Origin of the sequence: Massilia timonae CCUG 45783, assembly GCF_000315425.1 — a bacterium.
Taxonomy (GTDB): domain Bacteria; phylum Pseudomonadota; class Gammaproteobacteria; order Burkholderiales; family Burkholderiaceae_D; genus Telluria; species Telluria timonae.
The window spans coordinates 707563-733542 of the sequence record NZ_JH992922.1 but is presented as its reverse complement, the minus strand read 5'-3'; the positions used below and the strand labels follow the sequence as shown (position 1 = coordinate 733542).

The 25980-nt window shown below is 65.8% G+C and carries 21 protein-coding genes and 1 tRNA gene; 7 read left to right on the top strand and 15 right to left on the bottom strand.

The window, feature by feature from the left end:
• Window position 1 precedes the first annotated feature (1 nt).
• Genes HMPREF9710_RS03095 through HMPREF9710_RS03085 form a run of 3 tightly spaced genes read left to right on the top strand, consistent with a single transcriptional unit; the run spans window position 2 to window position 3022 of the window.
• On the top strand, window positions 2–994 hold the full coding sequence (locus HMPREF9710_RS03095; RefSeq protein ID WP_005663809.1) for a type II secretion system F family protein: 993 nt from the start codon (window positions 2–4) through the stop codon (window positions 992–994).
• A gap of 7 nt (window positions 995–1001) precedes the next feature.
• Entirely contained in the window at window positions 1002–1937 is a 936-nt protein-coding gene (locus HMPREF9710_RS03090; RefSeq protein ID WP_005663806.1) for a type II secretion system F family protein, read from the top strand.
• Between the two features lie 14 nt (window positions 1938–1951).
• A complete protein-coding gene (locus HMPREF9710_RS03085; RefSeq protein WP_005663804.1) occupies window positions 1952–3022 on the top strand; it encodes a tetratricopeptide repeat protein in 1071 nt (356 codons plus the stop codon).
• Here HMPREF9710_RS03085 and HMPREF9710_RS03080 read toward each other — a convergent pair.
• From HMPREF9710_RS03080 to HMPREF9710_RS03070, 3 genes are all read right to left on the bottom strand, one after another.
• Complete coding sequence (locus HMPREF9710_RS03080) at window positions 3013–4104, bottom strand: NADH:flavin oxidoreductase/NADH oxidase (RefSeq protein WP_005663802.1); 1092 nt, start codon at window positions 4102–4104, stop codon at window positions 3013–3015. The two genes, HMPREF9710_RS03085 and HMPREF9710_RS03080, sit on opposite strands and share 10 nt — an antisense overlap.
• Window positions 4105–4325: 221 nt before the next feature.
• A complete protein-coding gene (locus tag HMPREF9710_RS03075) occupies window positions 4326–5132 on the bottom strand; it encodes a glycoside hydrolase family 16 protein (protein WP_005663800.1) in 807 nt (268 codons plus the stop codon).
• Window positions 5133–5149: 17 nt separating this feature from the next.
• A complete protein-coding gene (locus HMPREF9710_RS03070) occupies window positions 5150–6007 on the bottom strand; it encodes a polysaccharide deacetylase family protein (RefSeq protein ID WP_005663798.1) in 858 nt (285 codons plus the stop codon).
• Window positions 6008–6525: 518 nt separating this feature from the next.
• On the opposite strand from HMPREF9710_RS03070, the gene HMPREF9710_RS03065 reads away from it, so the two are divergent.
• From HMPREF9710_RS03065 to HMPREF9710_RS03055, 3 genes are all read left to right on the top strand, one after another.
• Complete coding sequence (locus tag HMPREF9710_RS03065) at window positions 6526–9558, top strand: TonB-dependent receptor (protein ID WP_005663796.1); 3033 nt, start codon at window positions 6526–6528, stop codon at window positions 9556–9558.
• 125 nt (window positions 9559–9683) lie between these two features.
• Window positions 9684–10403 (top strand): SapC family protein, encoded by a 720-nt coding sequence (locus HMPREF9710_RS03060; protein WP_005663795.1) that lies wholly within the window; start codon window positions 9684–9686, stop codon window positions 10401–10403.
• Window positions 10387–11400, top strand: a complete 1014-nt coding sequence (locus tag HMPREF9710_RS03055; RefSeq protein ID WP_005663793.1) for a cupin-like domain-containing protein — start codon at window positions 10387–10389, stop codon at window positions 11398–11400. Before HMPREF9710_RS03060 ends, HMPREF9710_RS03055 begins: the two co-directional genes overlap by 17 nt.
• A gap of 50 nt (window positions 11401–11450) precedes the next feature.
• Here HMPREF9710_RS03055 and HMPREF9710_RS03050 read toward each other — a convergent pair whose 3' ends face one another.
• From HMPREF9710_RS03050 to HMPREF9710_RS03010, 9 genes are all read right to left on the bottom strand, one after another.
• Window positions 11451–12755, bottom strand: coding sequence for a sugar MFS transporter (locus HMPREF9710_RS03050; RefSeq protein WP_005663791.1), 1305 nt, complete (start codon window positions 12753–12755; stop codon window positions 11451–11453).
• Between the two features lie 12 nt (window positions 12756–12767).
• Window positions 12768–13748: a glucokinase gene (locus HMPREF9710_RS03045; protein WP_005663789.1), complete on the bottom strand. Its 981-nt coding sequence runs from the start codon at window positions 13746–13748 to the stop codon at window positions 12768–12770.
• Entirely contained in the window at window positions 13745–16267 is a 2523-nt protein-coding gene (locus HMPREF9710_RS03040) for a glycoside hydrolase family 3 protein (RefSeq protein WP_005663787.1), read from the bottom strand. The genes HMPREF9710_RS03045 and HMPREF9710_RS03040 overlap by 4 nt, the downstream gene beginning before the upstream one ends.
• Before the next feature lie 37 nt (window positions 16268–16304).
• Window positions 16305–17669 (bottom strand): GH1 family beta-glucosidase, encoded by a 1365-nt coding sequence (locus HMPREF9710_RS03035; RefSeq protein ID WP_005663785.1) that lies wholly within the window; start codon window positions 17667–17669, stop codon window positions 16305–16307.
• A 146-nt stretch (window positions 17670–17815) separates the two neighbouring features.
• A complete protein-coding gene (locus HMPREF9710_RS03030) occupies window positions 17816–18883 on the bottom strand; it encodes a LacI family DNA-binding transcriptional regulator (protein ID WP_005663783.1) in 1068 nt (355 codons plus the stop codon).
• Between the two features lie 80 nt (window positions 18884–18963).
• A complete protein-coding gene (locus HMPREF9710_RS03025) occupies window positions 18964–20010 on the bottom strand; it encodes an ABC transporter ATP-binding protein (RefSeq protein WP_005663781.1) in 1047 nt (348 codons plus the stop codon).
• 6 nt (window positions 20011–20016) lie between these two features.
• Complete coding sequence (locus HMPREF9710_RS03020; protein ID WP_051205051.1) at window positions 20017–20877, bottom strand: carbohydrate ABC transporter permease; 861 nt, start codon at window positions 20875–20877, stop codon at window positions 20017–20019.
• A 32-nt stretch (window positions 20878–20909) separates the two neighbouring features.
• Window positions 20910–21803: a carbohydrate ABC transporter permease gene (locus tag HMPREF9710_RS03015; protein ID WP_005663778.1), complete on the bottom strand. Its 894-nt coding sequence runs from the start codon at window positions 21801–21803 to the stop codon at window positions 20910–20912.
• 4 nt (window positions 21804–21807) lie between these two features.
• Complete coding sequence (locus HMPREF9710_RS03010) at window positions 21808–23058, bottom strand: ABC transporter substrate-binding protein (protein ID WP_005663776.1); 1251 nt, start codon at window positions 23056–23058, stop codon at window positions 21808–21810.
• Between the two features lie 261 nt (window positions 23059–23319).
• Between HMPREF9710_RS03010 and HMPREF9710_RS03005 the strand changes: the two genes are divergently transcribed.
• Window positions 23320–24519, top strand: a complete 1200-nt coding sequence (locus HMPREF9710_RS03005; RefSeq protein WP_229409712.1) for a cation:proton antiporter — start codon at window positions 23320–23322, stop codon at window positions 24517–24519.
• A gap of 57 nt (window positions 24520–24576) precedes the next feature.
• On the opposite strand, the gene HMPREF9710_RS03000 is transcribed toward HMPREF9710_RS03005, so the two are convergent.
• The 3 genes from HMPREF9710_RS03000 to HMPREF9710_RS02990 form a co-directional block, all read right to left on the bottom strand.
• Window positions 24577–24652, bottom strand: a tRNA-Thr gene (locus HMPREF9710_RS03000).
• A 25-nt stretch (window positions 24653–24677) separates the two neighbouring features.
• The gene (locus HMPREF9710_RS02995; protein WP_005663772.1) at window positions 24678–25178 is read right to left on the bottom strand and encodes a ClpXP protease specificity-enhancing factor; all 501 of its coding nucleotides are present in this window, start codon (window positions 25176–25178) and stop codon (window positions 24678–24680) included.
• A gap of 135 nt (window positions 25179–25313) precedes the next feature.
• Entirely contained in the window at window positions 25314–25925 is a 612-nt protein-coding gene (locus HMPREF9710_RS02990) for a glutathione S-transferase N-terminal domain-containing protein (RefSeq protein WP_005663771.1), read from the bottom strand.
• Window positions 25926–25980: the final 55 nt, after the last annotated feature.

Genomic DNA, 25980 nt, shown 5'->3' with positions numbered 1-25980 from the left:
TATGGACGGCTTGTTCTATGGCTTCGTGGTGCTGGTGTTCGCGGCCGTGATCCTGGCGGTCGAGGGCTTCTATCTGTGGTGGATGAGCACCCATGGCGCGGCGGCGCGCCGCATCGCGCGCCGCCTGCAGATCATGTCCGGCGGCCTGCAAGGCCGCAGCGGCGAACGGATCTCGATCCTCAAGCAGCGCCGCTACAGCCGCATCGAGGCGCTGGACCGCCTGCTGCATCGCTCGACGCTGGCGCAGCGCGTCGATGCGCTGCTGGTGCAGGCCGGCGCCACCTGGTCGGTCGGCCAGTTCCTCGCCGGCTCGCTCGGCTGCCTGGCGGCGGCGCTGGTGCTCACGTCGAGCGCCGTCAGCGCGGTCGAGGTGCCGCTGCCGGCGCGTCTGCTGGCCTGCGTCGGCGGCCTGCTCCTGCACTGGTGGCTCCTGCACCGCATGCGCATGCGGCGCCTGGTGCGCATCGAGCACCAACTGCCCGAAGCGGCCGACTTCATCGCGCGCGCGCTGCGCGCCGGCCACTCGTTCACCAACGTGCTGCAAATCGTCGGCAACGAGCTGCCCGAGCCGCTGGCCGGCGAGTTCCGCATCACGCGCGAGGAAATCAACTACGGCGTGCCGATGAACGAGGCCCTGCACGGCCTGGCCGAACGGATCCCGCTGACCGACCTGCGCTATCTGATCATCGCGGTGCTGATCCAGCGCGAGTCGGGCGGCAACCTGGCTGAAATCCTCGGCAACATCAGCCAGATTATCCGCGCCCGCCTGAAGCTGGTGGCGCACGTGCGCGTGCTGTCGGCCGAGGGCCGCATGTCGGCCTGGATCCTGGGCCTGCTGCCGTTCGGCGTGATGGGCGTGATGCTGGTCAGCAGCCCGGCCTACGTGCGCATGCTGTGGACCGATCCGTCCGGGGTGCGCCTGCTGTGGTACGGCCTGGGCATGATCGTGTTCGGCGTGCTGTGGCTGCGCAAGACCATCCGCATCCGCGTGTGAGGCCTCCATGACTTCTTCCCAGCTGATATTCCTGCTGATCGTCTTCGCCGTCGTCTGCCTGCTGGCCTGGGTCGCGCTGGTGCTGTTCGCGCCGCTGGCCCTGCGCGAGCGCCTGCTCCGCTTCCTCGGCCCGCGCGCCGGACAGGAAGCAGGCGTGCGCTGGATCGAGCGCGTCGCCAGCGTCGCCCGTCCCCTCACCAGGCTGTCGATCCCCGAGGAAGGCTGGGAAAAATCGACCTTGCGCACCCGCTTCATGAACGCCGGCTGGCGCCACCCGTCGGCGCCGACCCTGTACTTCGCGTCCAAGACCGCGCTGGCGCTGCTGGTGCCTGCACTGTGCGCGCCGTTCCTGGTGCTGTATGGCTCGTCCCTGAACGGCGGCAAGGTGCTGGGCATCCTGCTGCTGGGCGCCGCCTTCGGCTACTACGCGCCGAACGCGGTGCTCGAGCGCCTGGTGCGGCGGCGCCGGCGCGAGATCTTCGAGACCATCCCCGACGCGCTCGACCTCCTGACGGTCTGCGTCGAGGCCGGCCTGAGCCTGGAGCGGGCGCTGGTCAAGGTGGCGGCCGAAATCCACATCAAGAGCATGGTGCTGTCGCAGGAGCTGCAACTGGTGCTGATGGAGATGCGCGCCGGCTTCAGCAAGGAAAAGGCGCTGCGCAACTTCGCGCTGCGCTCGGGCGTGGACGACGTCGACACCCTGGTCGCGATGCTGATCCAGTCCGAGCGCTTCGGCACCAGCGTCGGCGACTCGCTGCGCGTGCATGCCGAGAACCTGCGCCACAAGCGGCGCATGGTGGCCGAGGAAACCGCCGCCAAGATCGGCCTCAAGCTGCTGTTCCCGCTGATCTTCTGCATTTTCCCGACGCTGCTGATGGTCCTGCTCGGACCGGCGGCGATCCAGATCTCGCGCACCCTGGGCTCCTTGCCCTTCGCGCGCTGAAAGGAGCGACTCCCATGCGACGCACCCTCAAGATGACCCGCCTGGCGCTGCTGTGCGCCGGCCTGATGGCCTGCTCGCCGTTCGGCTGGCGCGCCGCCGTCGACACCGGCGCGCAGGCCGAGCAACTCTATGGCGCCGGCCGCGCGCAACACCTGGCGCAGCAGCCGGACGCCGCGCGCGCCTCCTACCAGGCCGCGCTTCAGCTAGAGCCCGGCCATCCCGGCGCGCGCAACGGCCTGGCGACCCTGCACGCCGAAGGAGGCGACCTGGAACGGGCGAGCGCCATCTGGCGCGAGCTGACTGCGTCGATCGGCCTGGATGCGGGACCGGGCAAGGCTTATCTGTTCGCGAACCTGGGGCAGGCTTACCTGCTGGGCGGCGCGCACGAGGAAGCGCGGGGCGCGCTGGAACGCGCCTGCCTGCTCGACCCGCTCAATCCGCGCGCCTGGCAGCTGCTGGGCGACGCGCTTGCGGGCTTGGGACAAACGGAAAGGGCGGAACAGATGCACAGACAGGCGGCGGCGCTGCGCCAGCACGACCTGCGCGCCGATTTTGCCGCCGCCGGTGGCAAGACCGAAGTGGCGCCGCTCGGCCAGGCCCTGGCCGCGCCAAAGCCGCAGGCCCACCCCGACTGGTCCCAGTCGTATATCCACGTCGGCGTGGATGGCATGATGGAGTTGCGGCGGGTGGAGGCGGCGCGCGCGGCGCACGAGGCGCAGGAGGAACGCGAGGCGCCGGCTTCGGCTGCGGTGGCGCGGCTGGAGATCCGCAACGGCAATGGGGTGACCGGCATGGCGCGCGCGCTGTCGAACCGCATCGACGAACCGGGCATCCGGGTGACGCGCCTGTCGAACGAGCCGGGCTTCGCGGTGTCGCATACCCGCATCGAATACGAGCCGTCCCATGCCGACGCCGCGCGCAGGCTGGCGCAGCGCCTGGGCAGCACCCAGCTGCGCGAAGTCGACCTGGGCGCGCCCGTCAACCTGCGGCTGGTGCTGGGCCGCGACCTGGCGCGCCACGGCACGGCGTTGCGGCTGGCGCCGCCCGCGCCGGCTGAGGACGGGCAGCGGCTGGCTTACCGGTAGCGTTCCAGCCACCAGCCGTACTGCGGCGGCAGGATGGCGAACGGATTTTCCACGCCCAGCTCCTTGGCCGCGCGGAAGGCATAGTGCGGATCGGCCAGGTGCTCGCGGCCGATCATCACCAGGTCCATCTGCTCATCAAGCACCGCCTGGTTGGCCACCTGCGGGTCGCCGATATACCAGGACGACGCCACCGGCAGGCCGGCCTCGTTCTTCACACGCTTGGCGACCGGCGCCAGGAAGCCCGGACCCCAGGGAATCTTGACGTCGGGGACGGTGAAGTTGACGCTCACGTTCAACATGTCCAGGCCGGCCTCGCGCATGCGACGGGTCAGCTCGATCGATTCCGCCAGCGTCTCTTCGTCGCTGCCGTCGTATTCGATCACGCCCATGCGCGCCGTCAGCGGCAGGTGCTGCGGCCATACCTCGCGCACCGCGGCCAGGGTCTCGAGCAGGAAGCGTCCGCGGCCATCGAGGTCGCCGCCGTACTGGTCATCGCGGCGGTTCGAATGCGGCGACAGGAAGGATTGCGCCAGGTAGCCGTGGGCGAAGTGCAGCTCCAGCCATTCGAAGCCGGCGGCCAGGGCGCGCCGCGCGGCGTCGACGAAGCCCTGGCGCACGCGCGCGATGTCGTCCAGGGTCATCTCTTGCGGCACTTTCGGCAGGTCGCCGCCGAAGGCGAGGGCGGATGGGGCGATGGTCTGCCAGCCGTCCGGCGCGTCGTTCGGGATGTGCGCGTTGCCGTCCCACGGACGGTTCGCGCTCGCCTTGCGGCCGGCGTGGCCGATCTGGATGCCGGCCACCGCGCCGGCTGCCTTGATCGCGCCGGCGATGGCAGCCATGCCGGCCACCTGCTCGTCGTTCCACAGGCCGGCGCAGCCGGGGGTGATGCGGCCTTCCGGCGTAACCGCCGTGGCTTCGACGATCACCAGGCCGGCGCCGCCGCGCGCGATTGACGCGTAGTGGGCGCGATGCCAGTCATTGGTGACGCCGTCGACGGCGCTGTACTGGCACATCGGCGGCACCGCGATGCGGTTGCGCAGGGTGACGGATTTGAGGGTGAAGGGAGTGAATAATGCGGTCATTGGTGCTTTCCAGGTGATGCTTCCTGCGCAACGACGCCAATACTGGCGCGCCGGGCGGCAAATGGCCGCTCGGGTCTGTGGTCGCTGTGGAGAAAGATCGGGGATTGTCGAATCGGTTCTGGCATGCACCCTGTGTCAGGGTTGCGTGCCTGGCCGTATTCTCGCACCGATGCGGATTGTTTGCAGGAGGCGGCCATGAATCCGGCCGCCCGGCCAGGCCGTCAGGGCGCGGCCTTGCGATACACGCGCACGTAATCGACCAGCATGCGGCGCGGGAACGGCGTGCTCGCATCCGGATAGCCCGGCCAGTAGCCGCCCACGGCCAGGTTGAGCAGCACGAAGAAGGGATGCTCGAACACCCATTCTCCCTTGACCGTCGCGGGCGTCGCGGTGTGGTAGTGAATGCCGTCGCGGTACCAACGAATTTCTTTCGGCTCCCATTCGACGGCGAACACGTGGAAGTCGTCGCCGTACTCCGCGCCCTCGAGCGCGCTGGCGCGGCTGTTTGCGTGCTCGCCCGAGTAGCCCGGCCCGTGCAGGGTGCCGTAGGCATTGGCCGGCTCCTTGCCGATGATTTCCATGATGTCGATCTCGCCGCTCTTCGGCCAGCCGACCTGCTTGATGTTCGCCCCCAGCATCCAGAACGCGGGCCAGATGCCCTGGCCCTTCGGCACCTTGATGCGCGCCTCGTAGCGGCCGTACTGCGTTTCCTTCAGCCCGGCCGTCTTGATCCGCGCCGAGGTGTAGTCCTTGCCTTCATGGCTTTCCTTGCGCGCCTCGATCACCAGGTGACCGTCTTCCACGCGCACGTTCTCGGGCCGGCCGGTATAGAACTGCATCTCGTTGTTGCCCCAGCCATGGCCGCCGGTCTCGGGGAGCCATTTGCCGCGGTCCAGCGTGGCGCCGTCGAATTCATCGCTCCATTCGAGGGTCCAGCCGGCCAGGTCGTCGGTGGCGGTGGGCTGCGTGGCGCAGCCCGCGCTGGCGGCCAGCACGAGCAGCGCGGCCAGTTTGCTCATTGTCTTCATATGTCTCCAAGGCGACGTCATCGCGCCGCGGGCGTCGCCGCCCGCTGCTGCCTGACGTGCTTCATGATGTTGAGGAAGGTGTCGGTCCAGTACTCCTGGCGATGCGCGGCGAGGAAGCGGACCAGCTCCTCGTGCGCCTGCGATGACACGCTCAAGTGGTCGCCGCCGACGCCGTGGAAGGTGAACGCGATCATGGTGCCGCGTTCGCGCGCCTGCTTGACCTGCGCAATCAGCTCGGCGCCGCTCGCGCCCACCGGCGCGATCGAGGCCACCCGGTAGGGATCGACCGCCGCCATCGAGGCCGGCACGCCGGGACCATTGCCGGCCTTGATCGCCACGAAGCGCGCGTGCAGCGCCGGCAGGTAGTCGCCGCCGAGGGCCTGCACGTCGAAGCAGGGAGCGGTATAGGTGCGCTCGCGGCGGCCGTCGATCGCGTTCAGGAACGTGTTGGCGAGCAGGACCTGGTCTTGCATCTGCTCGCGCGTGGTGGTGTCCAGGTCGCGATGCGGCGCGACCCAGGCGCGGTCCGGTCCCGCGCCGGAACATTGATGGAACAGGCTGTGGTTGCCCAGTTCATGGCCGCCCCTGGCCGCGGCGCGCCAGTCCTCCATGCGCCTGGCCACCGGCTCGCTGGACAGCTGCAGGAAGAACGTGCCCTTGATGCCGTAACGGTCGAGCGTCGGGATCGCGTTGTCGAGCTGGGAATCGAGGGCGTCGTCATACGCCAGGCTGACCGCGGCCCGCGCGCCGCCGGGCCAGGCAAAGGCGGCTTCCTGCGCATGCGCCGGGCTGGTGACGACGAAGGCAACGCCGGCCGCGAGCAGGGCGGTCCGGATGATGGCGCGGCCCGCGCGACGGGCAAGAAAGTGGTGCATCCATGCTCCAATTTGGAAACGTTACCATAACGTCAACCCGACTATAGCACCCCCGAAAAATCGGTGTCAACGAGGGAAACCACAGGACGCGCCTTCCTTCGGTAACCGGCGCTCACTCTAGGGCTGCACCAAAGTGTTGCAAAACTACGTCATACCCCCTTGGATATTCGGTTGACAATTTTTTTTCCTAACCCTAATATTCAGTCAACTTCATGGAAACGTTTCCATGTCTCGAACCAGGCAGCTTCGTTCCCAAATGGTCGACAAGGCCAAGGAGCCGAGGACACATGAAACAGCGCGACGCGCACCGGGCAATCCACGCAACGAGGCCACCGGCACCAGCCGGCGGCCTCGTTGCGCCGCTTGGCGCGCCGCAGGTCTTCCTGGTCGGGAGGTGACCAGGCAAGGATGGATCAGTAGCGAGTAGCGAAAAACACGACGCATGCCGCAGTGCGTCCGATTTGGCGGAGACACCGTAGCTAGGCGACGGTCATATTTATAAAAAAACAGGAGAAGACATGTACTACCCGAAGGCGAAACAGACTCTGATCAGCCTGGCAGTTGCCAGCGCATGTTCGGCATTCATCCCGGCATTCGCGCAGGACCAGGCGACCGCGCCGGCCGAGACCGCGACCAGCGCCCCGAACCAGGCACTTGATCCCGCCAGCAACCCCTCCGGCTCGATCACCGGCCCGGCGCAGCCGGGCACCCAGACCGTCGTCGTGACCGGCCTGCGCGCCAGTCTCGAATCGTCGATGAACCTCAAGCGCAATGCGCAGGGCTTCGTCGACGGCATCGTCGCCGAAGACATCGGCAAATTCCCCGACACGAACCTGGCCGAATCGCTGCAGCGCATCTCGGGCGTGTCGATCGACCGCGAAATCGGCGAAGGCTCGAAGATCACCGTGCGCGGCGTGGGCCCCGACTTCAACCTGGTGCTGCTCAACGGCCGCCAGATGCCGGTCTCGAACCTGGGCGACCGCAACGGCCGCGCCTTCGACTTCGCCAACATCGCCTCGGAAGCGATCTCGCAGCTGCAGGTCTACAAATCGAGCCGCGCCGAGACCCCGACCGGCGGCGTCGGCGCGACCATCAACGTGATCACCGCGCGTCCGCTGTCGCGTCCGGGCATGCAGGCCAGCATCGGCATCAAGGGCGTGCACGACACCTCGGCCACCAACCTGCCGGATGGCCTCCAGCACGGCAACAAGGTCACCCCTGAAGTGTCGGGCATCTATTCGAACACCTCGGCCGACGGCCGCTTCGGCATCGGCCTGTCGGCCAGCTACCAGGAGCGCAACCTGGGCTACAACCGCGCCTCGGTGCCGAATGGCTGGAAAGGCCCGTTCCGCGGCGACGAGAACACCTGGGGCACGATCCCGCAGCCGGGCACCCCGGGCTCGGAACTGATCACCAACCGTCCCGGCCCGAACGACCAGTACCAGGTTCCGCAAAACCTGAACTACAACCTCTCCGGCGTGCAGCGCGAGCGCACCAACGGCCAGGTGGTGTTCCAGTTCGCGCCGAACAAGTCGATCACCTCGACCCTCGACTACACCTACTCGGAAAACAAGATCCACACCCGCCGCAACGACATGTCGGCCTGGTTCAACTTCGGCCCGTCGTCGAGCAGCTGGACCGACGGTCCGATCGCCTCGCCGCTGGTGTACACCGAGTTGATCCCGGCCGGTAACAGCGACATCGCCATGGGCGCCTCGGACTTCGCGACCAGGAGCGAGAACAAGTCGCTGGGCTTCAACACCGTCTGGCGCGTCAACCCCGACCTCCGCCTGGAACTCGACGCCCACAGCTCGTCGGCCGAATCGACTCCGGACAGCCCATGGGGTTCGAGCAACGTGATCGGCACCGCCAGCTTCAGCCGCGGCAACACCACCGCCGACTTCTCGCAGGACTTCCCGGTCCTCTCCATCGACGGCGCCGACTTCCTGCGCTCGCCGCAGCAGGTGACCGGCTCGGTGTTCGAGAACGGCTACATGAAGACCGAAGTCGACCAGATCCAGACCCACGGCAGCTGGAAGGTGATGGAAGCGTCCGAGTTCAAGTTCGGCGTCGGCGCCACCAAGGTCAAGTACCGCTCGGCGTTCTCGGTGCAGCAGCGCGACACCTGGGGCGGCGCCACCCAGGCCTCGGACTACCCGGCCAGCCTGTTCACGCCGGACAGCCTGTCCAAATACTTCGACCAGATCGACGGCAGCGGCAACCCGAACCTGTTCAACCGCTTCCACACCTTCAACTTCGGCCAGATCCGCGACATCGTGGCGCAAGCCTCGGGCCTGCCGCACCTGTACCTGCCGAAGACCACCTACGACACCGACCGCCGCACCGAGGAAAAGTCGAAGAGCCTGTACCTGCAGTTCAACACCGAGTGGGACACCCGCTACCCGATCAACACCTCGGTCGGCGTGCGCTACGAGAAGACCGACGTCAGCTCGACCGCGCTGGTGCCGACCCCGGTCGCGATCAGCTGGGTGTCGCAGAACGAACTGCCGGTGGTGTTCGGCGAATCGGGCTTCACCACGCTGACCGGCAAGTACAACCACGTGCTGCCGACGTTCGACGCCGACATCTCCTTCCGTCCCGACCTGAAGGGCCGCTTCAGCTACGGCGAAACCATCGGCCGTCCGCGCTACGACCAGATCGCCGGCGGCCAGGTGCTCGACACCCTGGCGCGCGTCGAAGGCGGCACCGGTTCGCAGGGCAATCCGGCGCTGGAGCCGGTCAAGTCGAAGAACATCGACCTGGCCATCGAGTGGTACTACGCCCGCCAGAGCTTCTTCTCGGTCAATCACTTCCGCAAGCACCTGGACAACTACGCCGGGCAGTCGCAGATCATCGCCCAGCCGTTCGGCGTGCGCACCCCGGTCGGGGGCGCCTACTGGAACGCGGCGCTGGCCAACGGCTGCACGACCGCGGACACCACTTGCATCCGCAACTACATCTTCCGCAACTTCAACGGCCAGCCGGGCGTGGTCGCGGGTCCGGACAACGCCTCGGGCGACGCCACCGGCACCATCACGGCCATCGGCACCGATCCGATCGCGGACTTCCGCATCACCTCGTACTCGAACCAGCAGAAGGCGCGCATCCGCGGCCTGGAATTCAACCTCCAGCACATGTTCGGCAACAGCGGCTTCGGCATCCAGGCCAACTACACCTACGTGAACTCGGGCCTGAAGTACGACAACGCCAGCAAGGGCGAGCAGTTCGCGCTGGTCGGCCTGGGCGACTCGGCCAACCTGGTGGGCATCTTCGAGAACGACAAGTGGAATGCGCGCGTGGCCTACAACTGGCGCGACGAGTTCCTGTCGTCGACCTTCGACGGCCAGGGCCCGAACCCGAACTACGTCGAGAAATACGGCCAGCTGGACGTGAGCGTCGGCTACAACGTGAACGACAACCTGTCGCTGTCGTTCGAAGGCATCAACCTGACCGACGAGATCCAGCGCATCCACGGCCGCACCAAGAACCAGGTGCTGTTCGTGACGCAGTCGGGCCCGCGCTACATGCTGGCCGCACGCTACAAGTTCTGATCGGGCTTTGTCTGTGCCGTCGTTCGGGAGTAGACTTCCCGGATGACGGTATTGACGGCGGGTCGGCAACAGCCGGCCCGCCGTTGTCGTTTCACTGACACCCACTACAAGATAACGAGACATCCATGCCCAACATCGCCCTGCTGAACAATATCGAGCACAAGGACCTGCGCATCATCCACGGCCACCGCCCCGGCCTGGGCAGCGAAGTCGCCTGGGTGCCGACCTTCGCCGACGAATTCCGCTCGCTGCAGGCGCACTATCCGATCATCTTCCGCCAGCTGGACGACGGCGCCAACTACGAGGCGATCGCGCTGCTCGGCTTCCAGCAAGACGAGAACCTGTTCCTCGAGGACGGCCGCTGGGATGCGCCGCTGGTGCCGTGGCTGCACGAGCGCCTGCCGTTCTACATCGGCCGCAACGGCGACGAACTGATGATCCAGGTCGACCTGGATCACCCGCGCGTCAGCACGACCGAGGGCGAACCGGTGTTCAAGCCGCATGGCGGCAATACCGACTTGCTCGAGAAGATGAGCCAGACGCTGTCGAACATCCACAACGGCGTGCAGGCCAACGCGGGCTTCCTCGAGGCCCTCAAGCGTTACGAGCTGCTCGATGCCTTTGTGCTCGACATCGAATTCGACAACGGTGAAAAAGCCCGCATGAGCGGCTTCTTCACCATCCACGAGGAACGCCTGGGCGCGTTGGACGGCGCCGCCATCGCCGAGCTGCACGCGGCCGGCCACCTGGCCCCCATCTACTTCGCGCTGGCGTCGTTATCGCATTTCCGCGACCTGATCGACCGCAAGAACCGCAGGAACGCGCGCGATGGCGCCGGCCGCTAAGCCGGTCCGCGAGCTCACCGGGCTGCGGCCCGCCGACCTCGGCCCCGCCATCCTCGCATCCACCGAGCCGCTGCTCTTGCGCGGCCTGGTGGCCGACTGGCCGGCGGTGGCCGCCGCGCGCACGTCGCCGCAGGCCGCCATCGCCTACCTGCGCCGCTGGTACGTCGACGCCACCGTCAACGCCATGCTCGGCGCGCCCGAGATCGACGGCCGCTTCTTCTACAACGAGGCGCTGGACGGCTTCAATTTCCAGTCCATGCGGGTGCGGCTCGACGCCGTGCTGGACGAACTGGAAAAGCACCTGGCCAATCCAACGCCGCCGGCCATCTACGTCGGCTCCACCACGATCGACGGCGCGCTGCCGGGTTTCAGGGGCGAGAACGACGTCGACCTGGGCCCGCGCGATCCGTTGGCCAGCATCTGGATCGGCAACCGCACGCGCATCTCGGCCCACTACGACCTGCCCGACAACCTGGCCTGCATCGGCGCCGGGCGCCGCCGCTTCACCTTGTTCCCGCCGGGCCAGCAACGCAATCTCTACGTCGGCCCGATCGACCTGACCCCGGCCGGCCAGCCCATCAGCCTGGTGGACTTCAAGCATCCCGATCCCGAACGCTTTCCGCGCTTCGCCCAGGCGCTGGAACACGCCCAGGTGGCCGACATGGAGCCAGGCGACGCGATCTTCGTGCCCAGCATGTGGTGGCACCACGTCGAGGCGCTGGATGGCTTCAACGTGCTGGTGAACTACTGGTGGCGCCAGTCGCCGGACTGGATGGACACGCCCAACAACGCCCTGATGCACGCCCTGATGACGGTGCGCGACCTGCCGCCGGCGCAGCGCGCGGCCTGGGCCGAGCTGTTCCGCCACTACGTGTTCGAGGCCGATGCCGACACCGCGGCCCACATCCCGCCGGCCGCGCGCGGCCTGCTGGCGCCGTTCGACGACAACGCCTCGCGCATGGTGCGCGCGCAGCTGCTCAAGCGGCTGAACCGCTGATAAAAAAGGCCCGCAGATCCTGCGGGCCTTTTGCCTGATGCTGGCGCGGTTTATTCGGCCGCGATCTTCTGCTTGTGCAGGTTGGCGTACTTCACGCCGTAATACATGATGAACAGGTAGCAGGCCGCCGGCACCAGGAAGGAGATCTGCAGGCCGATGGTGTCGGCCAGGATGCCCTGCACGAACGGCACCACGGCGCCGCCGACGATGGCCATGCACAGGATGCCCGAGCCCTGGCCGGTGAACTTGCCCAGGCCATGCAGCGCCATGCTGAAGATGGTCGGGAACATGATCGAGTTGCACAGGCCCACCGCCACGATCGCCCACATCGCCAGGCTGCCTTCGGTGAAGGTCGCGGTCAGGACCAGCGCGATCGAACCGAGCGCGGTGACCGCCAGCGATTTGCCCGGGCTCACATAGCGCATCACGGCGAAGCCGATGAAGCGGCCGACCAGGGCGCCGCCCCAGTACATGCTGACGTAGCGCGCCGCGTCGGCGTGCGACAGGCCGGCGATGTGCGGCTCGCCGATGAAGTTGATCAGGAAGCTGCCGATGCTCACCTCGGCGCCGACGTACAGGAAGATGCCCAGCGCGCCCAGCACCAGGTGGCGATACGACATCGCGCCGCCCTTGGCGTCGACCGCCGCGGTGGTGTCGTCGAAGGCGATCTTCGGCAGGCGCGCCATCGCGAACAGCACCGCCAGCAGCGCCAGCGCGGCGGCAAGACCCAGGTAAGGGCCTTGCACGGCGGCGGCTTCGGCGGCCTTGTGCGCGGCCTGCTCGGCCGCCGGCAGCAGGGCCAGCTGGTCGGCCGAGAGCACCACGGTCGACAGGATCAGGATGCCGCCCAGCGCCGGCGCCACCGTGGTGCCGAGCGAGTTGAAGGCTTGCGTCAGGGTCAGGCGGCTGGCCGCGGTGCGCGCCGGTCCCAGCGCGGTGACGTAGGGATTGGCCGCCACCTGCAGGATGGTGATGCCGCTGGCCAGCACGAACAGCGCGAACAGGAACATGCCGTAGCCGCCGTTCGAGGCCGGGTAGAACAGGGCGCAGCCTGCGGCCGCGATCATCAGGCCGGTGACCGCGCCGTTCTGGTAGCCCAGGCGTCGGATCAGCGCGCCGGCCGGCAGCGAGACGATGAAATAGGCGCCGAAGAAGCAGAACTGCACCAGCATCGCCTGCATGTAGGTGAGGGTGTAGATCGACTTCAGGTGCGGGATCAGGACGTCGTTCAGCGAGGTGATGAGTCCCCACATGAAGAACAGGATGGTGACGATGACCAGCGCACCGGTGTGCTGGTTGTGTTCCCCATCCACGGCCGCGCTGGCCACGGTGGGGTTCTGGATTGGGTTCTGCATGGAGTCTCCGTTTTATTGCAGAGTAAGGACGTGATCCGACAGCATAGCCGAAACCCCGCGCAAAGCGGGATACTGTTCGGTGATCAGGTAGGTCGGGATACGCGACAGATAGTCGCCGAGGCGCCCCTTGTCTTCGAAGCGCGCGCGGAACGCCGATTGTTCGAAGACGGGGCCCAGGCGCGGCACGATGCCGCCGCCGATATACATGCCGCCGGTCGCGCCGAGGGTCAGCGCGACATTGCCGGCCACGCTGCCCAGGATGGCGCAGAACACGTCGACCGAGCCGCGGCAATCGTTTGATGACCCATCCAGCGCCGCCGCGCTGATGTCGGCCGCCTTGAGACGCCTGCCGGTGCGGGCCCAGTGGATCAGCTCCATGCCCATGCCCGACAGCAGGCGCTCGGCCGACACGTGGCCGTATTCTCCCCACAGCGCTTCCAGGATCGCCACCTCGTCGCGGTTGACCGGCGCGAAGCTGACGTGGCCTCCTTCGCCGGACAGCGGGATCCAGCGCTCGCCCGCCGGCACCACGCCCGAGACGCCCAGGCCGGTGCCGGGGCCGATCAGGCCGATCGTCCGGTTCGGCAGCTCGATGCCGCCGCCGACCTGCCGGCGGCCGTCCTGCGCCAGGTGCGGCAGCGACATCGCCAGCGCGGCGAAGTCGTTCACCATCAGGAGCGTCGTCAAACCCAGCTCCAGGCGCAAGGCCTCGATCGAGAAGCTCCAGTGGTGATTGGTCATCCTGATCTCGTCGCCCTCGACCGGATTGGCGATCGCGACCGCCGCATGGCGGACGGTGTCGACCGCCAGCCCGCGGGCGCGCGCGTTGGCCAGGTAGGCGCGCATCGCCGCGCCCAGGGTCGGGTAGCCGGCGGCCGCCAGCACCTCGACGTCGTCGAACCCCGCGCCCGGCGCCGACTGCAGGGCGAAACGCGCATTGGTGCCGCCGACGTCGGCCAGCAGCCGCAGCTCAGTCGCGACCTTTCGCGTCATTTCAGTTCGCCGCACTGCACGGCGCCTGCTTCCTTCGCCGCGCCGCCGGCGATCTCGATATTGGCGAAGGCCGCCGAGAATGCGGCGTCGCTGGTGACGGCGAACGGCGTATCGACCCTGGCCAGGTCGAGCCCCTTGGCCTGGAAGCACGACAGCGGAATTGCGACGGTGTTCTTGGCGCCGACGGCCAGGCGCTTGAACAGGGCGGTCGCATCCAGGTCGACGCTGGTCGAACCCTGGCGCATCGAGATCGTCACCTTGCCGGCCGGGGCCTTGGCGACGATGGTGTCGAAGCGCAGCGCGCCATCCTTGAGCGCCGCGCTTGGTAACACGATGGCGCGTGCGCCGCGCGCTTCCAGCGTGGCCGGTCCGGTCCAGGCGCCCAGCTTGGCGTCCTGCTGGGTGTTGACCTGGGCGGTGGTGACGGTGATGTTCGGCAGCTTGAAGCTGGCGTTCAGGTCGGCGCCGAGCACGGTGGTTTGCTGGCCGGAGCGGATCGCCAGCGGATAGCTCAGGCGGTCGGCCTGGCTGAACACCGGGAAGGTGTTGCCGGCGCTGCAGCCGCCTTGCGGATAGCTTTCATCCAGCTTGCCCAGTTTGGAGCGGGTGGCGACCTTCAAGCCATAACCATAGGCGAACAGCGGCGCGTAATCCTTGTCGCCGACGTTCAGCTTGATCTGGCAGGCCGACTTTGGCCACGAGAACGGCAGCACGCCGCGGAAGTCATGGCGCTGCTGGCCTTCGATCAGCAGGTCCGACACGCCCTTGCCCTCGGAGCCCGGCAGCCAGGCCGAGATGAAGGTGTCCGACAGATTCAGCAAGTCGTTGGCGAACACCGGACGGCCGGTGACCATGACGGTGACCACCGGCTTGCCCTTGCCGCCGACGGCCTTGAGCACGGCGAGATCTTCCGGATAGCGGCTGCTGTGGCGCAGGGTGCCCGATGGATGGATGTCGCCGTCGCCTTCGGCATACGGACGCTCGCCGATGACGGCGATCACGACGTCGAACTTCGACACGTCGACGCCTTTCGCATCCAGGCTGAAGGTGACGTTGTCCTTGCCGGCCGCTTCACGGATGCCGGTCAGGATGGTGTCGGCATTTTTAAAATCGGCATTGGTGGTGGCGGTGCCCTGCCAGGTGATCGACCAGCCGCCGCTCTGGTTCGACAGCTCGTCGGCGCTCTTGCCCACCACCAGGATCTTCTGGCCGCGCTTCAGGGGCAGGGCAGGGCCTTCGTTCTTGAGCAGCACCAGCGATTCGCGCACCGCCTGGCGCGCCAAGGCGCGCGCCTGCATCGCGTCGTCCTTGCCGGCATGGGCGTTCTGCATCGGGCTCTTGTCGAACAGGCCGGCGCGCAGCTTGACGCGGATGATGCGCGAGACGGCGTCGTCGATGCGCGACATCGGGATCTCGCCGGCTTCCACCTGCTTGATGGTGTTGGCGATGAAGGCCTTCCAGTCGTCCGGCACCATGATCATGTCGTTGCCGGCGTTGATCGCCTGGGCGCAGCTGTCGTTGCGGCAGCCTTTCACTTCGCCGATGCCGTTCCAGTCGGTGACGACGAAGCCGTCGAAGCCCATCTTGACCTTGAGGATGTCGGTCAGCGCGTACTTGCTGCCATGGAGCTTGCCGTATTCCTTGCCGCTGGCAGTGTCGGTCCAGCTGTTAAACGAGGACATCACGGTCTGGGCGCCCGCTTCCAGGGCCGGGAAATAGCCGGCGCCGTGGATGTTGATCAGGTCGCGTTCCGGGGTCTCGGTCACGCCGCGGTCCTTGCCGTTCTTCGTGCCGCCGTCGCCGATGAAGTGCTTGGCGGTGGCGATGGTGTTGGCGTCGTCCTTGAACACGCCCTGCATGCCTTTGACGTATTCGCCGGCATAGCTGCGCACGACTTCCGGATGCTCGGCATAGCTTTCGTAGGTGCGGCCCCAGCGGTCGTCGCGCACCACCGCGAGGGTCGGGCCGAACACCCAGGCGATGCCGGTCGCGCGCACCGCCCTGGCGGTGGCGGCGCCGATTTCGCGCATCAGCTGTGGATTGCGCGCCGCGCCCAGGCCGATATTGTGCGGGAACAGGGTGGCGCCCGGCACGTTATTGTGGCCGTGGACCGCGTCCGTGCCCCACACCACCGGCACCTTGATCGCCATGTCGGTCTTCATCGAGGCCTCGTGGTAGGCCTGGGCCAGCGCCAGCCATTCTTTCGCATCGGCGGCCTTGTTGTTGTTTGGCCAGCTGCCGCCGCCGTTCAGGACCGAGCCGAGGTAGTACTTGGTCACGTCCTCGGGCCTGGTGGTCTTGATCTCGGGCTGGGTCATCTGGCCGACCTTCTGCGCCAGCGTCATCTTGCCGACGATTTCCTTGACCCGCTTCTCGATCGCGTCGTCCATCTTGATGGCGCTGGTCACGCGCGGCCAGTCGGCCAACCTGGTGTCGACCGGAGCGGCGGCGCCGCAGACAGCCGGCAGGGCCAGGGCGATGGAAAGGGCCAGCGTGGAAGGACGAAGCTTGAAGGTCATGGGTTGTCTCGCTTTATTGTTCGTTGATGTTGAAGGTTCATTCCTGGCGCAGGAAGGAACCATACCATTTGCCGCTGTTCTTCAGGCGGCGCTGCTGGGTGGCGTAATCGATGTGCACCAGGCCGAAGCGGCGCTGGTAGCCTTCGGCCCATTCGAAGTTATCGAGCAGGCTCCAGGCGAAGTAGCCCTTGATCGGCGCGCCCCCGTCGATCGCATCCTTCATGGCGGCCAGGTGGCGCATCAGGTAGTGGCGGCGCTGGACGTCGTCGATCTCGCCATCCGGGCCGACGGTATCCTCGAAGGCCGAACCGTTCTCGGTGACGTACATCGGGCCCGGGTGGTAGTCGTTCTCGATGCGGGTGAGGAGTTCGGTGAAGCCTTCCGGCGACACCGGCCAGCCCATCGCGGTGATCTCGCCGCTGGTGGTCGGCAGCACTTTCGCGTCGAGTGGCGCGTGGCCGGCCTCGTGCTTGATCACTTCGGGGAAGTAGTAGTTCACGCCCATGAAGTCGGTCTTGACTGCGATCGCTTCCATGTCGCCCGGCGCGACGTCGGGCGCCGCGGCGCCGAACCGTTCGCGCGTGGCCTCAGGGTAGCCGCGGCCGAACAGCGGATCGAGGAACCAGCGGTAGCGCAGGCCGTCGTGGCGTTCCATCGCCGCCTTGTCTTCCTCGCTGTCGCTGGCCGCGCGCAGCGGGTGCAGGCTGACCGCCATGCCTACCTTCGCATCCGGTACGTTGGCGCGGATCAGCGGCACTGCCTTGCCGTGCGAGACCAGCACATTGTGCGCGACCTGCAGCGCCGCCTTGAGGTCGGTCTTGCCTGGGGCATGCCAGCCTTCGAAGTTGCCGATGATCGCCGTGCACCATGGCTCGTTGTGGGTGATCCAGTGCTTGACCCTGTCGCCCAAGGTGCGCGTCATGGCGTCGGTGTACTCGAGGAAGGCGTCGATGGTGGCGCGGTTTTCCCAGCCGCCTGCTTCCTGCAGCGCCTGCGGCAGGTCCCAGTGGTACAGCGTGGCCCATGGCTGCAGGCCGCGTTCGAGCATGCCGTCGACCAGGCGCGAATAGAAGTCCAGGCCCTTCTGGTTCGGCTGGCCCTTGATGCCGGTGTAGATGCGCGGCCAGGCGAACGAGAAGCGGTAGGCGTTCAGGCCCATGCCGCGCGCGATGTCGAAGTCTTCCGGCCAGCGGTGGTAGTGGTCGCAGGCTTCGATGCCGCTGGAACCGTCGCGGATCGTGCCGGGCGTGGCGGCGAAGCGGTCCCAGATCGATTCCACGCGGCCGTCTTCACGGCCGGCGCCTTCGATCTGGTAGGACGAGGTGGCGCAACCCCACAGGAAATCGCGGGCGAAATCGCTGCGCTGCGGCGCGGAAGGCTCGGGTCGGTTGGCAGTGGTCATGGTCTCGCTTCAGGTGATGAATATGTTCTGATTAAATTTTGGGAAAGCTTACCAATACATTGGAAAGCTTACCAATACATTGGAAAGCTTTCCAGTCTGGCGCCAAAAAAATGGCCGCACGCGGCCGTGGGTGAGGCAAACATGCCTCACTCACTTTTACTTTTGCCTTTGCTCCCGGTTTTGCTCTTGGTGCTTTTCGCCTTGCCGCCGCCGACCCTGGCCAGCGACGCGCGCATGGTTACGCCGACCGGGAAGCTGCGCGCCACCGGGCGCTTCAGGTCATAGCAGCGGTTGAGCAGGGCGTTGATGCCGTTCTGCGTCATCTCGCGCCACGGCATGTGGACCGACGTCAGGCGCGGCGCCGAGAACTCCGCGCTCGGCGTGTCGTCGTAGCCGATCACCGACAGGTCGCGCGGCACGCTGATGCCGGCTTCCTGGAAGTAGGACAGGGCGCCGACCGCCATCTCGTCGTTGGCGCAGAACAGGGCGGTGCACGGCGTCTTCGATTCGACCAGGGCCTTGGCGGCATGCCAGCCGCCTTGCGGCGAGAAGTCGCTTTCGACCAGCCACACCTTGTCGGTGTCGACGCCGTTGGCTTTCAATTCGAGCATGAAGCCATCGATACGCGCCACGTTGTCGACCAGCGCGCTGGGGCCGGCAATGACGGCGATGTCGCGGTGGCCGTGCTCGAGCAGGGTCTGCGCCGCCAGCCTGCCGCCTTGCGCATGGTCGACCGTGAAGCACTGCTCCGGGATGTCCTTGAAGTCGTGGTTCAGCGCGACGATCAGGCGCCGCTTGCCGCCGAGGGCGGCGATGTCTTCGTCGAGCAGGGCGCTGCTCATCATGATCAGGCCGTCGCAGCCGCGCTCGATCAGGAACTCGATGCCTTCGATGGCCTGGTTGCGTGCATCGCCCAGGCCGACGCCAAAGGCGACCACCATGTGCAGGCCGGCCGCGCGCAGCTCGGTGTCGATGATCTGCAGGATCGGCGTGTAGAAGGTGCCGGACAACACGGGGATGTAGACGCCGACCATCCGGCTGGTGCCGGACAGCAGGGCGCGCGCCGCGTGCGAAGGCCGGAAGCCCAGCTCGTCGATCGCCTTGCGCACGCGTTCGAGCGTGGCCGGCGATACCGAACCCTTGCCGCTGACCACGCGCGAGGCGGTGCCGAGACCTACTCCAGCCAGCCGCGCTACGTCCTTGATTGTCGCCACCTGCGATCCCTATTCAATAAATACGTCGATCAAAACAACCGCCAAGCATACTGCATCCGCGTGCGGATGGCACCCATCCTTCATAAACGCTGACCATTTTCAGGATCGAACAAGGAAACACGGGCGGTGTCGATCGCGAAGCGCACCGCCTGGCCGGACGCCAGCGGCCGTCCATCGTGCTCGATGCACGACAGCGCCTGCCCGCCGCAGTCGAGCCACACCACCTGGTGGTTTCCCATCGGTTCGACCAGGGTGACCGTCGCATTCAAAGGGCCGTTGTCGTCGACGTGGATGTGTTCCGGTCGCGCGGCCAGCGTGACGGCGCCGGCTGCCGCGCCACCCGTAAGTGGCAACGTCACTGCGCCGGCGTTGAAGCGGCCCCGCGCATCGACGCTGCCGTCAATAAAATTCATCGAGGGCGAACCGAGGAAGCCGGCCACGAAGCGGTTGGCGGGCGTGTCATAGACTTCCGCCGGGGTGCCGATCTGCTGGATGCGTCCGCCCTGCATCACCACGATGCGGGTCGCGAGCGTCATCGCCTCGGCCTGGTCGTGGGTCACGTAGATCATGGTCGAGCCCAGCGTCTGGTGCAGCATCTTGAGTTCGCGCCGCAGTTCGGCGCGCAGCTTGGCGTCGAGGTTCGACAGCGGTTCGTCGAACAGGTAGACGCCGGCTTCGCGCACCAGCGCGCGCCCGATCGCCACGCGCTGGCGCTGGCCGCCCGAGAGCTGGGACGGCTTGCGATCGAGCAGGGCGTCGAGCTGCAGCATCTCGGCTGTCTTGCGCACGCGGCGCTGCACTTCCGCCTTCGGCGTGCCGGCGATCTTGAGGCCGAACGACATATTCTTTTCGACCGTCATGGTCGGATACAGCGCATACGACTGGAACACCATGCCGATGCCGCGCTCGCTCGGGTCGGCGTAGCTCATGTCGCGCCCGCCGATCTCGATCGCGCCGCCGGACAGGTCGATCAGGCCGGCGATGCTGTGCAACAGGGTCGACTTGCCGCAGCCCGAAGGGCCGAGCAGCACGAGGAATTCGCCCGGCTCGATCTGCAAATCGAGATCACGAATGATCTCGTTGCTGCCGCGGGTAATGCACAGTTTGCGCAGGTGGACGTTCGACATGCCGGGTTATCCTTTCACGGCGCCGGCGGCGATGCCGCGCACGAACCAGCGTCCGGAGATGAAGTAGATCGCCAGCGGCACCGCGGCCGTCAGGATGGTCGCCGCCATGTTGACGTTGTACAGGCGGGTGCCGGTGGTGGTGTTGATCACGTTGTTCAGCTGGACCGTCATCGGCAGGTTCTCGCGACCGGCGAACACCAGGCCCAGGATATAGTCGTTCCAGACGCCGGTGACCTGCATGATCGCGGCCACGACGATGATCGGCAACGACATCGGCAGCATCACCTGGATAAAGATGCGCCAGAAGCCGCCGCCGTCGATGCGCGCGGCCTGGAACAGCTCGTGCGGCACCGAGGCATAGTAGTTGCGGAACAGGAGGGTCATGAGCGGCATGCCGAAGATGACGTGCACCACCACGATCGCCGGCAGCGAACCGAACACGCCGGCATGCGCCATCATCCATACCAGCGGATAAATCATGACCTGCACCGGAATGAAGGCGCCGGCCAGCAGCACGCCGAACAGCACATTCGCGCCGCGCGGACGCCAGAACGACAGCGCATAGCCGTTGACGGCGCCGAGCAGGATCGGGATCACGGTGCTGGGCACGGCGATCGCCACCGAATTCCAGAAGCCGTGGCTGACCGCGCCCCAGGCCGCGCGCCATGGCTCGAGCGTGGCGGCAGCGGGCAGGGCGAACACATTGCCCGTCCTGATCTCGTCCATCGGCTTGAACGAGGTGATGATCATGACGTACAGCGGCAGCAAAAAGAACAGGGCGGCGCTGAACAGGAAGGCGTAGACGCCCAGGCGCGCCGGCGTGAACAGGCGCCTGCGGCGCGCGGCTTGGGCAGGGTGGCTGGACATGGGTGGCGCGATCGCCTGCAGCGAATGGTGGCTCACGCGTGGCCTCCGTTCAGGCGCGCGCGGCGGCTGCGGGCATAGGCGTAGGGCGCCAGCAGGGCCAGCACCGGGATCAGGAGTGTCACCGCGCCCGCCGAGGCCAGGCCGACGTTCGAGCGCAGGAACAGGTGGTCCATGATGAACTTGGCCGGCACTTCGCTGGCGATGCCGGGGCCACCCTGGGTCATCGCGACCACGGCGTCGAACAGTTTCACGACCGCGGTGGACAGCAGCAGGAACACGGTGGCGACCGACGGGCCGAGCATGGGCAGGACGATCTGCAGGTACACGCGCCAGGCCGGAATGCCGTCCAGGCGCGCGGCTTTATAGATTTCGGGGTCGATGCCGCGCAGGCCGGCCAGCATCAGCGCCATCACCAGGCCCGAGGCTTGCCACACGGTGGCGATGACGACGGTGTAGATCACCAGGTCCTGGTGCACGATCCAGTCGAACGAGAAGCCGTCAAAACCCATGCGGCGCACGGCGCCTTCGATGCCGCTGCCGGGCGCCAGCAGCCATTGCCATACGAGGCCGGTGGCGATGAAGGACATCGCGTAGGGGTAGAGGAACACGGTGCGCAGCAGGCCTTCGCCCTTGACGTTCTGGTCGATGAAGACGGCCAGCAGGAAGCCGATCACCATGCAGGCGAGGATGAAGGCGACGCCGTAGACGGCGAGGTTGTGCAGGGACAGCAGCCAGCGCTCGTTGTCGAACAGGCGCACGTACTGCGCCGCGCCGATGAAGGTATCGGACGGGAAGGTGCGCGAGGCCGTGAACGAGGTGCGCAAGGTCCACAACGCGCCGCCGATGTAGGCGCCCAGCACCACCAGCGCCATCGGCAGGAGGGCGAAGTGAGGCGTGAGGCGGACGTGGAGGCGTTGGGCGAGCATGGCGTCAGTATTTGAGGGCGTTGGCGATGCTGCGCTGGACTTTATCCACCTTGATGTCCATGTTCCAGTAGGCGGTGAGGATGTCCTGCATGGCGCCGTTCTGGTCCGGGGTCAGGTAGACCTCGGTGACGCCCAGCTGGCGGCTGCGGTCCTTGACGATCTCGATGCCCTTTTGCGCGCACAGGTCGAGCTGCGACGCATCGGCATCAAGACGCACCGGGATCGAGCCTTTCAGCTTGCTGAAGGTGACTTGCAGCTCGGGCTGCGACACGACGTTGGCCAGCAGTTGTTGGGCCTTGATCGCCTCCATCTTGTTCGTGCGCGGGAAGACGAAGACGTCGCCCTGCATCAGGTAGGGCGTGTCGGGCTTCAGCCCGGGGATGCAGCCATAGTGCTGGCCGGGCAGCTGGCCGGCATTGGTGAACTCGCCCTTGGCCCAGTCGCCCATCACCTGGAAGCCGGCCTTACCGCTGATGAGCATCGCGGTGGCGTCGTTCCAGTTGCGGCCCGGCGAACCGGCATCGACATAGGACTTCATGCGCTTGAAGGTGAGCAGCACGTTGCGAAACTGCGGTGAGAGGATGGTGGCCTGGTCGCGATCGCGGATCACTTTCAGGTACAACTCTCGGCCGCCGATATTGGCCAGCAGGGCCGAGAATAGTACGGTCTCTTGCCACGACTGGCCGCCGTGGGCCAGCGGCACCAGGCCGGCGGCCTTCAATTTATCCAGGGCGGCGAACAGCTCATCGATGCTGGCCGGCTCCTTGTCGATGCCGGCCTTCTGGAAGGCGGCCTTCGAGTACCAGATCCAGGTCTGCATGTGGATGTTGAGCGGCACCGCGTAATAGTGGCCGTCGTGTTTGATCACGTCGATCAGCGGCTCGGGCAGGATGCGGTCCCAGTCCTGGGCCTTGGCGACCAGGTCGACGTTGTTGAGCATGTCCTGCTCGATGACGTCGGTGAACTGCTTGGAGGTGTTGAACTGGGCGGCGGTGGGTGGGTTGCCGCCGATGATGCGGTTGATGGTGACGGCGCGCGACTGGTCGCCGCCAGCGATGGCGCTGTCGATCCAGACGCCACCGGCGGCGCGGTAGGCCTGGGCGACCTGCATGACGGCGCTCGATTCGCCACCGGACGTCCACCAATGGATGACTTCCGCCTTGGGCGCGGCGGCGTTGGCCAGTGCGGTGCCTGGCGCGAAAGCAGCGGCGCACAGCCATGCGCAGGCTGCAGCCAGGTTGCGGGGTGTGACCATCTTGTCTCCATTGGTGCCGTTATTGTTTTGGTAAGTTTGGAAACGTTACCATCGGCTTGGCCCGACTATAGCACCGGGTTAATTCTCGGTCAAACTAATCTTGCATTATGTTATTTTGACACGAATCTTCAGGGAAACTTCACGTTATACATTGCTGCGCGCTGATATTTACGGGGATACTCGCGAGAGATCGTGGGCCTCGTCGTCAGGCGGGCGCCTTCACCATAATAATTAGCTTGAGACAGTCCGATGCACAGTGCAATGAGTACCACCGAAATCTTCCTGATCGCGATGTTGCTGATCTTTGCCGTGCCTTACCTCATCTGGCGGCTTGGCAATACCGATTACTGGGCGCCGCTGGTCGTCGTGCAGATCATCACCGGTGTGTTGCTGGGGCCTGGCGTGTTGGGCAAGGCGTATCCGGAGTACTACAGCTTCGTTTTCAATCCGCAGGTTATTCAGACTCTCAACGGGATTGCCTGGTGGGCGGTCATGATCTTCGTCATGCTGGCGGGGATCGAGCTCGATCTCAGGAAGGCGTGGGAGCATCGGCGCGAGAGCAGCATTACGGCCGGGTTGGCGCTTGGGGTGCCGCTAGTGTTCGGTAGCGTCGTTGCGGTGGGCATGCTCGGCTATTCCGGATGGATCGGGGCTGAGGCGCAAAGCTGGCAGTTCGTGCTGGGTGTGGGCATGGCCTGTGCGGTGACGGCGTTGCCCATTCTGATCCTGCTGATGGAGAAGCTGGATATCTTGCGGCAGCCGCTGGGTCAGCGCATCTTGCGGTATGCCAGCCTGGACGATATCGCGATCTGGGGCGTGCTGGCGCTGATTCTGCTCGACTGGGAGCGGGTGGGGCGGCAGCTGGGATTCTTCCTGGTGTTTTTCGTGGCGACCAAGCTGTTCCGGCGCTTGATGGTGAGTATTCCTGAGCGGGATCGGTGGTTCGTGATGCTGGTATGGCTGATCGTGTGCGGGTTCGCTGCTGACTGGGCTGGGTTGCACTATATGGTGGGGGCGTTCCTGGCCGGCGCTGTCATGGATGCGGATTGGTTCGACCAGGAGAAACTCGATTTCCTGCGCCATAACGTATTGCTGGTATTGATGCCTGTGTTCTTCTTGAGCACCGGCTTGCGCACCAATTGGGCAGTGGGAGGGGCTGCGGTGTTCGTCGTGGCGGCCGTCCTGCTGGCGGCGTCGGTGTCGGGCAAGTTGGTGGGCGTGCGGATCGCCGGTCGCATTCTCGGGTGGAGCAAGGAAGAAGCCTCGATCATCGGCTGGCTGCTGCAGACCAAGGCGCTGATCATGATCATCTTTGCAAATATCCTGCTCGACAAGGGCGTCATTACCAGCGAGACGTTTACCGCGTTGCTGCTGATGGCGATTGGCAGCACGATGTTGACCGTGCCTATGGTATATCCGAAGCTGCGGCACCGCATGGCGCTGTCGCTCAAGGCGAGGTAGGCGGACCGCGAAAAACAAAAAGCCCAGTCTGGAGGACTGGGCTTTTTGCTGAATGACTGGTGCCGACTGCAGGACTCGAACCCGCCACCTGATGATTACAAATCAACTGCTCTACCTGATGAGCTAAGTCGGCATGACCTTAAGACAACGATTATACGCTATTTGATCCGCGTCAAGGTTGGCCGTCCACCCTTCTTCGGCGGCTCATCATCCCCGCCAGGCGTAGTCGCAGGCGCATCCGCCACCACCGGCGAATCCACACCCTTCGACGGCACCGCCGACAAGGCAGGCGCAGCCGGAGCACTCTCGACCGAAGCCCCCGACGACTGCGCATCACCCTCCGGCGCCGTGCCCACCTCAAACGCCATCCCCTGCCCATTCTCATTGGCATAAATCGCCAACACATTGTGCACAGGGATATAGATCTCCCGCGACACGCCATTGAAGCGCGCACGGAAGTGGATGGCGTCATTGTCCATCTTCAGCCCCGACGTCGCGCCGTAGCTGATGTTCAGGATGATCTCGCCTTTCCGGACATACTCCATCGGCACCGTCGTCGCCCCGTCGACCTTGACGGCGATATAGGGCGTGAAGCCACTGTCCGTGCACCACTCATAGATGGCGCGCAGCAGGTAGGGTTTGGTGGAAATTTCTGCCATGGTGGTGTTGTCTAGAAATACAGGCGTTTGCGCCAGTTTACCGGAATCGTCCGACGGACGTCCAAAAACCGGCGCGTGTGAAGCAATCAAGCTGGCAGGGGCGGAATGCGTAGGCATCCCACCCCAGACGCATCATCAACGACGCATCACTTTCTCGGACGGGGTCAGCGCCTCGATGTAGGCCGGACGCGAGAAGATACGCTCGGCATACTTCATCAGCGGCGCAGCGGTCTTCGACAGCTCGATGCCGTAGTGGTCCAGGCGCCAGAGCAGCGGGGCGATCGCCACGTCCAGCATCGAGAACTCGTCACCCAGCATGTACTTGTTCTTCAGGAACAGCGGAGCCAGCGTGGTCAGGCGATCGCGGATTTCCGCACGCGCCTTGTCGTGGTTCTTGTCGTTCGCCTTGTTGCGCTCGCTTTCCAGCGTGTGCACGTGGACGAACAGCTCTTTCTCGAAGTTGAACAGCATCAGGCGGGCACGGGCGCGCATCAGCGGGTCGGCCGGCATCAGTTGCGGGTGCGGGAAGCGCTCGTCGATGTACTCGTTGATGATGTTCGATTCGTACAGGATGAGTTCGCGCTCGACCAGGATCGGTACCTGGCCGTATGGGTTCATCGTCGAAATATCTTCCGGCTTGTTGAACAGGTCAACGTCGCGGACCTCGAAGTCCATGCCCTTTTCGAACAGGACGAGGCGGCAGCGTTGGGAGAACGGGCACGTGGTGCCGGAGTAGAGAACCATCATGGTTTATAGTTCCTTAAGAAACAAAGGGGTGTAGCGCAGAGCACTCACCCCAGAG

Excerpts from the sequence above, each read along its gene's own strand:
- HMPREF9710_RS03065 (WP_005663796.1), top strand. The coding sequence starts at position 6,526 with ATGTACTACCCGAAGGCGAAACAGACTCTGATCAGCCTGGCAGTTGCC.
- HMPREF9710_RS03040 (WP_005663787.1), bottom strand. The coding sequence starts at position 16,267 with ATGACCTTCAAGCTTCGTCCTTCCACGCTGGCCCTTTCCATCGCCCTG.
- HMPREF9710_RS02995 (WP_005663772.1), bottom strand. The coding sequence starts at position 25,178 with ATGGCAGAAATTTCCACCAAACCCTACCTGCTGCGCGCCATCTATGAG.
- HMPREF9710_RS03095 (WP_005663809.1), top strand. The coding sequence starts at position 2 with ATGGACGGCTTGTTCTATGGCTTCGTGGTGCTGGTGTTCGCGGCCGTG.
- HMPREF9710_RS03015 (WP_005663778.1), bottom strand. The coding sequence starts at position 21,803 with ATGCTCGCCCAACGCCTCCACGTCCGCCTCACGCCTCACTTCGCCCTC.
- HMPREF9710_RS03080 (WP_005663802.1), bottom strand. The coding sequence starts at position 4,104 with ATGACCGCATTATTCACTCCCTTCACCCTCAAATCCGTCACCCTGCGC.
- HMPREF9710_RS03045 (WP_005663789.1), bottom strand. The coding sequence starts at position 13,748 with ATGACGCGAAAGGTCGCGACTGAGCTGCGGCTGCTGGCCGACGTCGGC.
- HMPREF9710_RS03085 (WP_005663804.1), top strand. The coding sequence starts at position 1,952 with ATGCGACGCACCCTCAAGATGACCCGCCTGGCGCTGCTGTGCGCCGGC.
- HMPREF9710_RS03050 (WP_005663791.1), bottom strand. The coding sequence starts at position 12,755 with ATGCAGAACCCAATCCAGAACCCCACCGTGGCCAGCGCGGCCGTGGAT.
- HMPREF9710_RS03055 (WP_005663793.1), top strand. The coding sequence starts at position 10,387 with ATGGCGCCGGCCGCTAAGCCGGTCCGCGAGCTCACCGGGCTGCGGCCC.
- HMPREF9710_RS03070 (WP_005663798.1), bottom strand. The coding sequence starts at position 6,007 with ATGCACCACTTTCTTGCCCGTCGCGCGGGCCGCGCCATCATCCGGACC.
- HMPREF9710_RS03035 (WP_005663785.1), bottom strand. The coding sequence starts at position 17,669 with ATGACCACTGCCAACCGACCCGAGCCTTCCGCGCCGCAGCGCAGCGAT.
- HMPREF9710_RS03010 (WP_005663776.1), bottom strand. The coding sequence starts at position 23,058 with ATGGTCACACCCCGCAACCTGGCTGCAGCCTGCGCATGGCTGTGCGCC.
- HMPREF9710_RS03025 (WP_005663781.1), bottom strand. The coding sequence starts at position 20,010 with ATGTCGAACGTCCACCTGCGCAAACTGTGCATTACCCGCGGCAGCAAC.
- HMPREF9710_RS03090 (WP_005663806.1), top strand. The coding sequence starts at position 1,002 with ATGACTTCTTCCCAGCTGATATTCCTGCTGATCGTCTTCGCCGTCGTC.
- HMPREF9710_RS03020 (WP_051205051.1), bottom strand. The coding sequence starts at position 20,877 with ATGTCCAGCCACCCTGCCCAAGCCGCGCGCCGCAGGCGCCTGTTCACG.
- HMPREF9710_RS03060 (WP_005663795.1), top strand. The coding sequence starts at position 9,684 with ATGCCCAACATCGCCCTGCTGAACAATATCGAGCACAAGGACCTGCGC.
- HMPREF9710_RS02990 (WP_005663771.1), bottom strand. The coding sequence starts at position 25,925 with ATGATGGTTCTCTACTCCGGCACCACGTGCCCGTTCTCCCAACGCTGC.
- HMPREF9710_RS03075 (WP_005663800.1), bottom strand. The coding sequence starts at position 5,132 with ATGAAGACAATGAGCAAACTGGCCGCGCTGCTCGTGCTGGCCGCCAGC.
- HMPREF9710_RS03005 (WP_229409712.1), top strand. The coding sequence starts at position 23,320 with ATGAGTACCACCGAAATCTTCCTGATCGCGATGTTGCTGATCTTTGCC.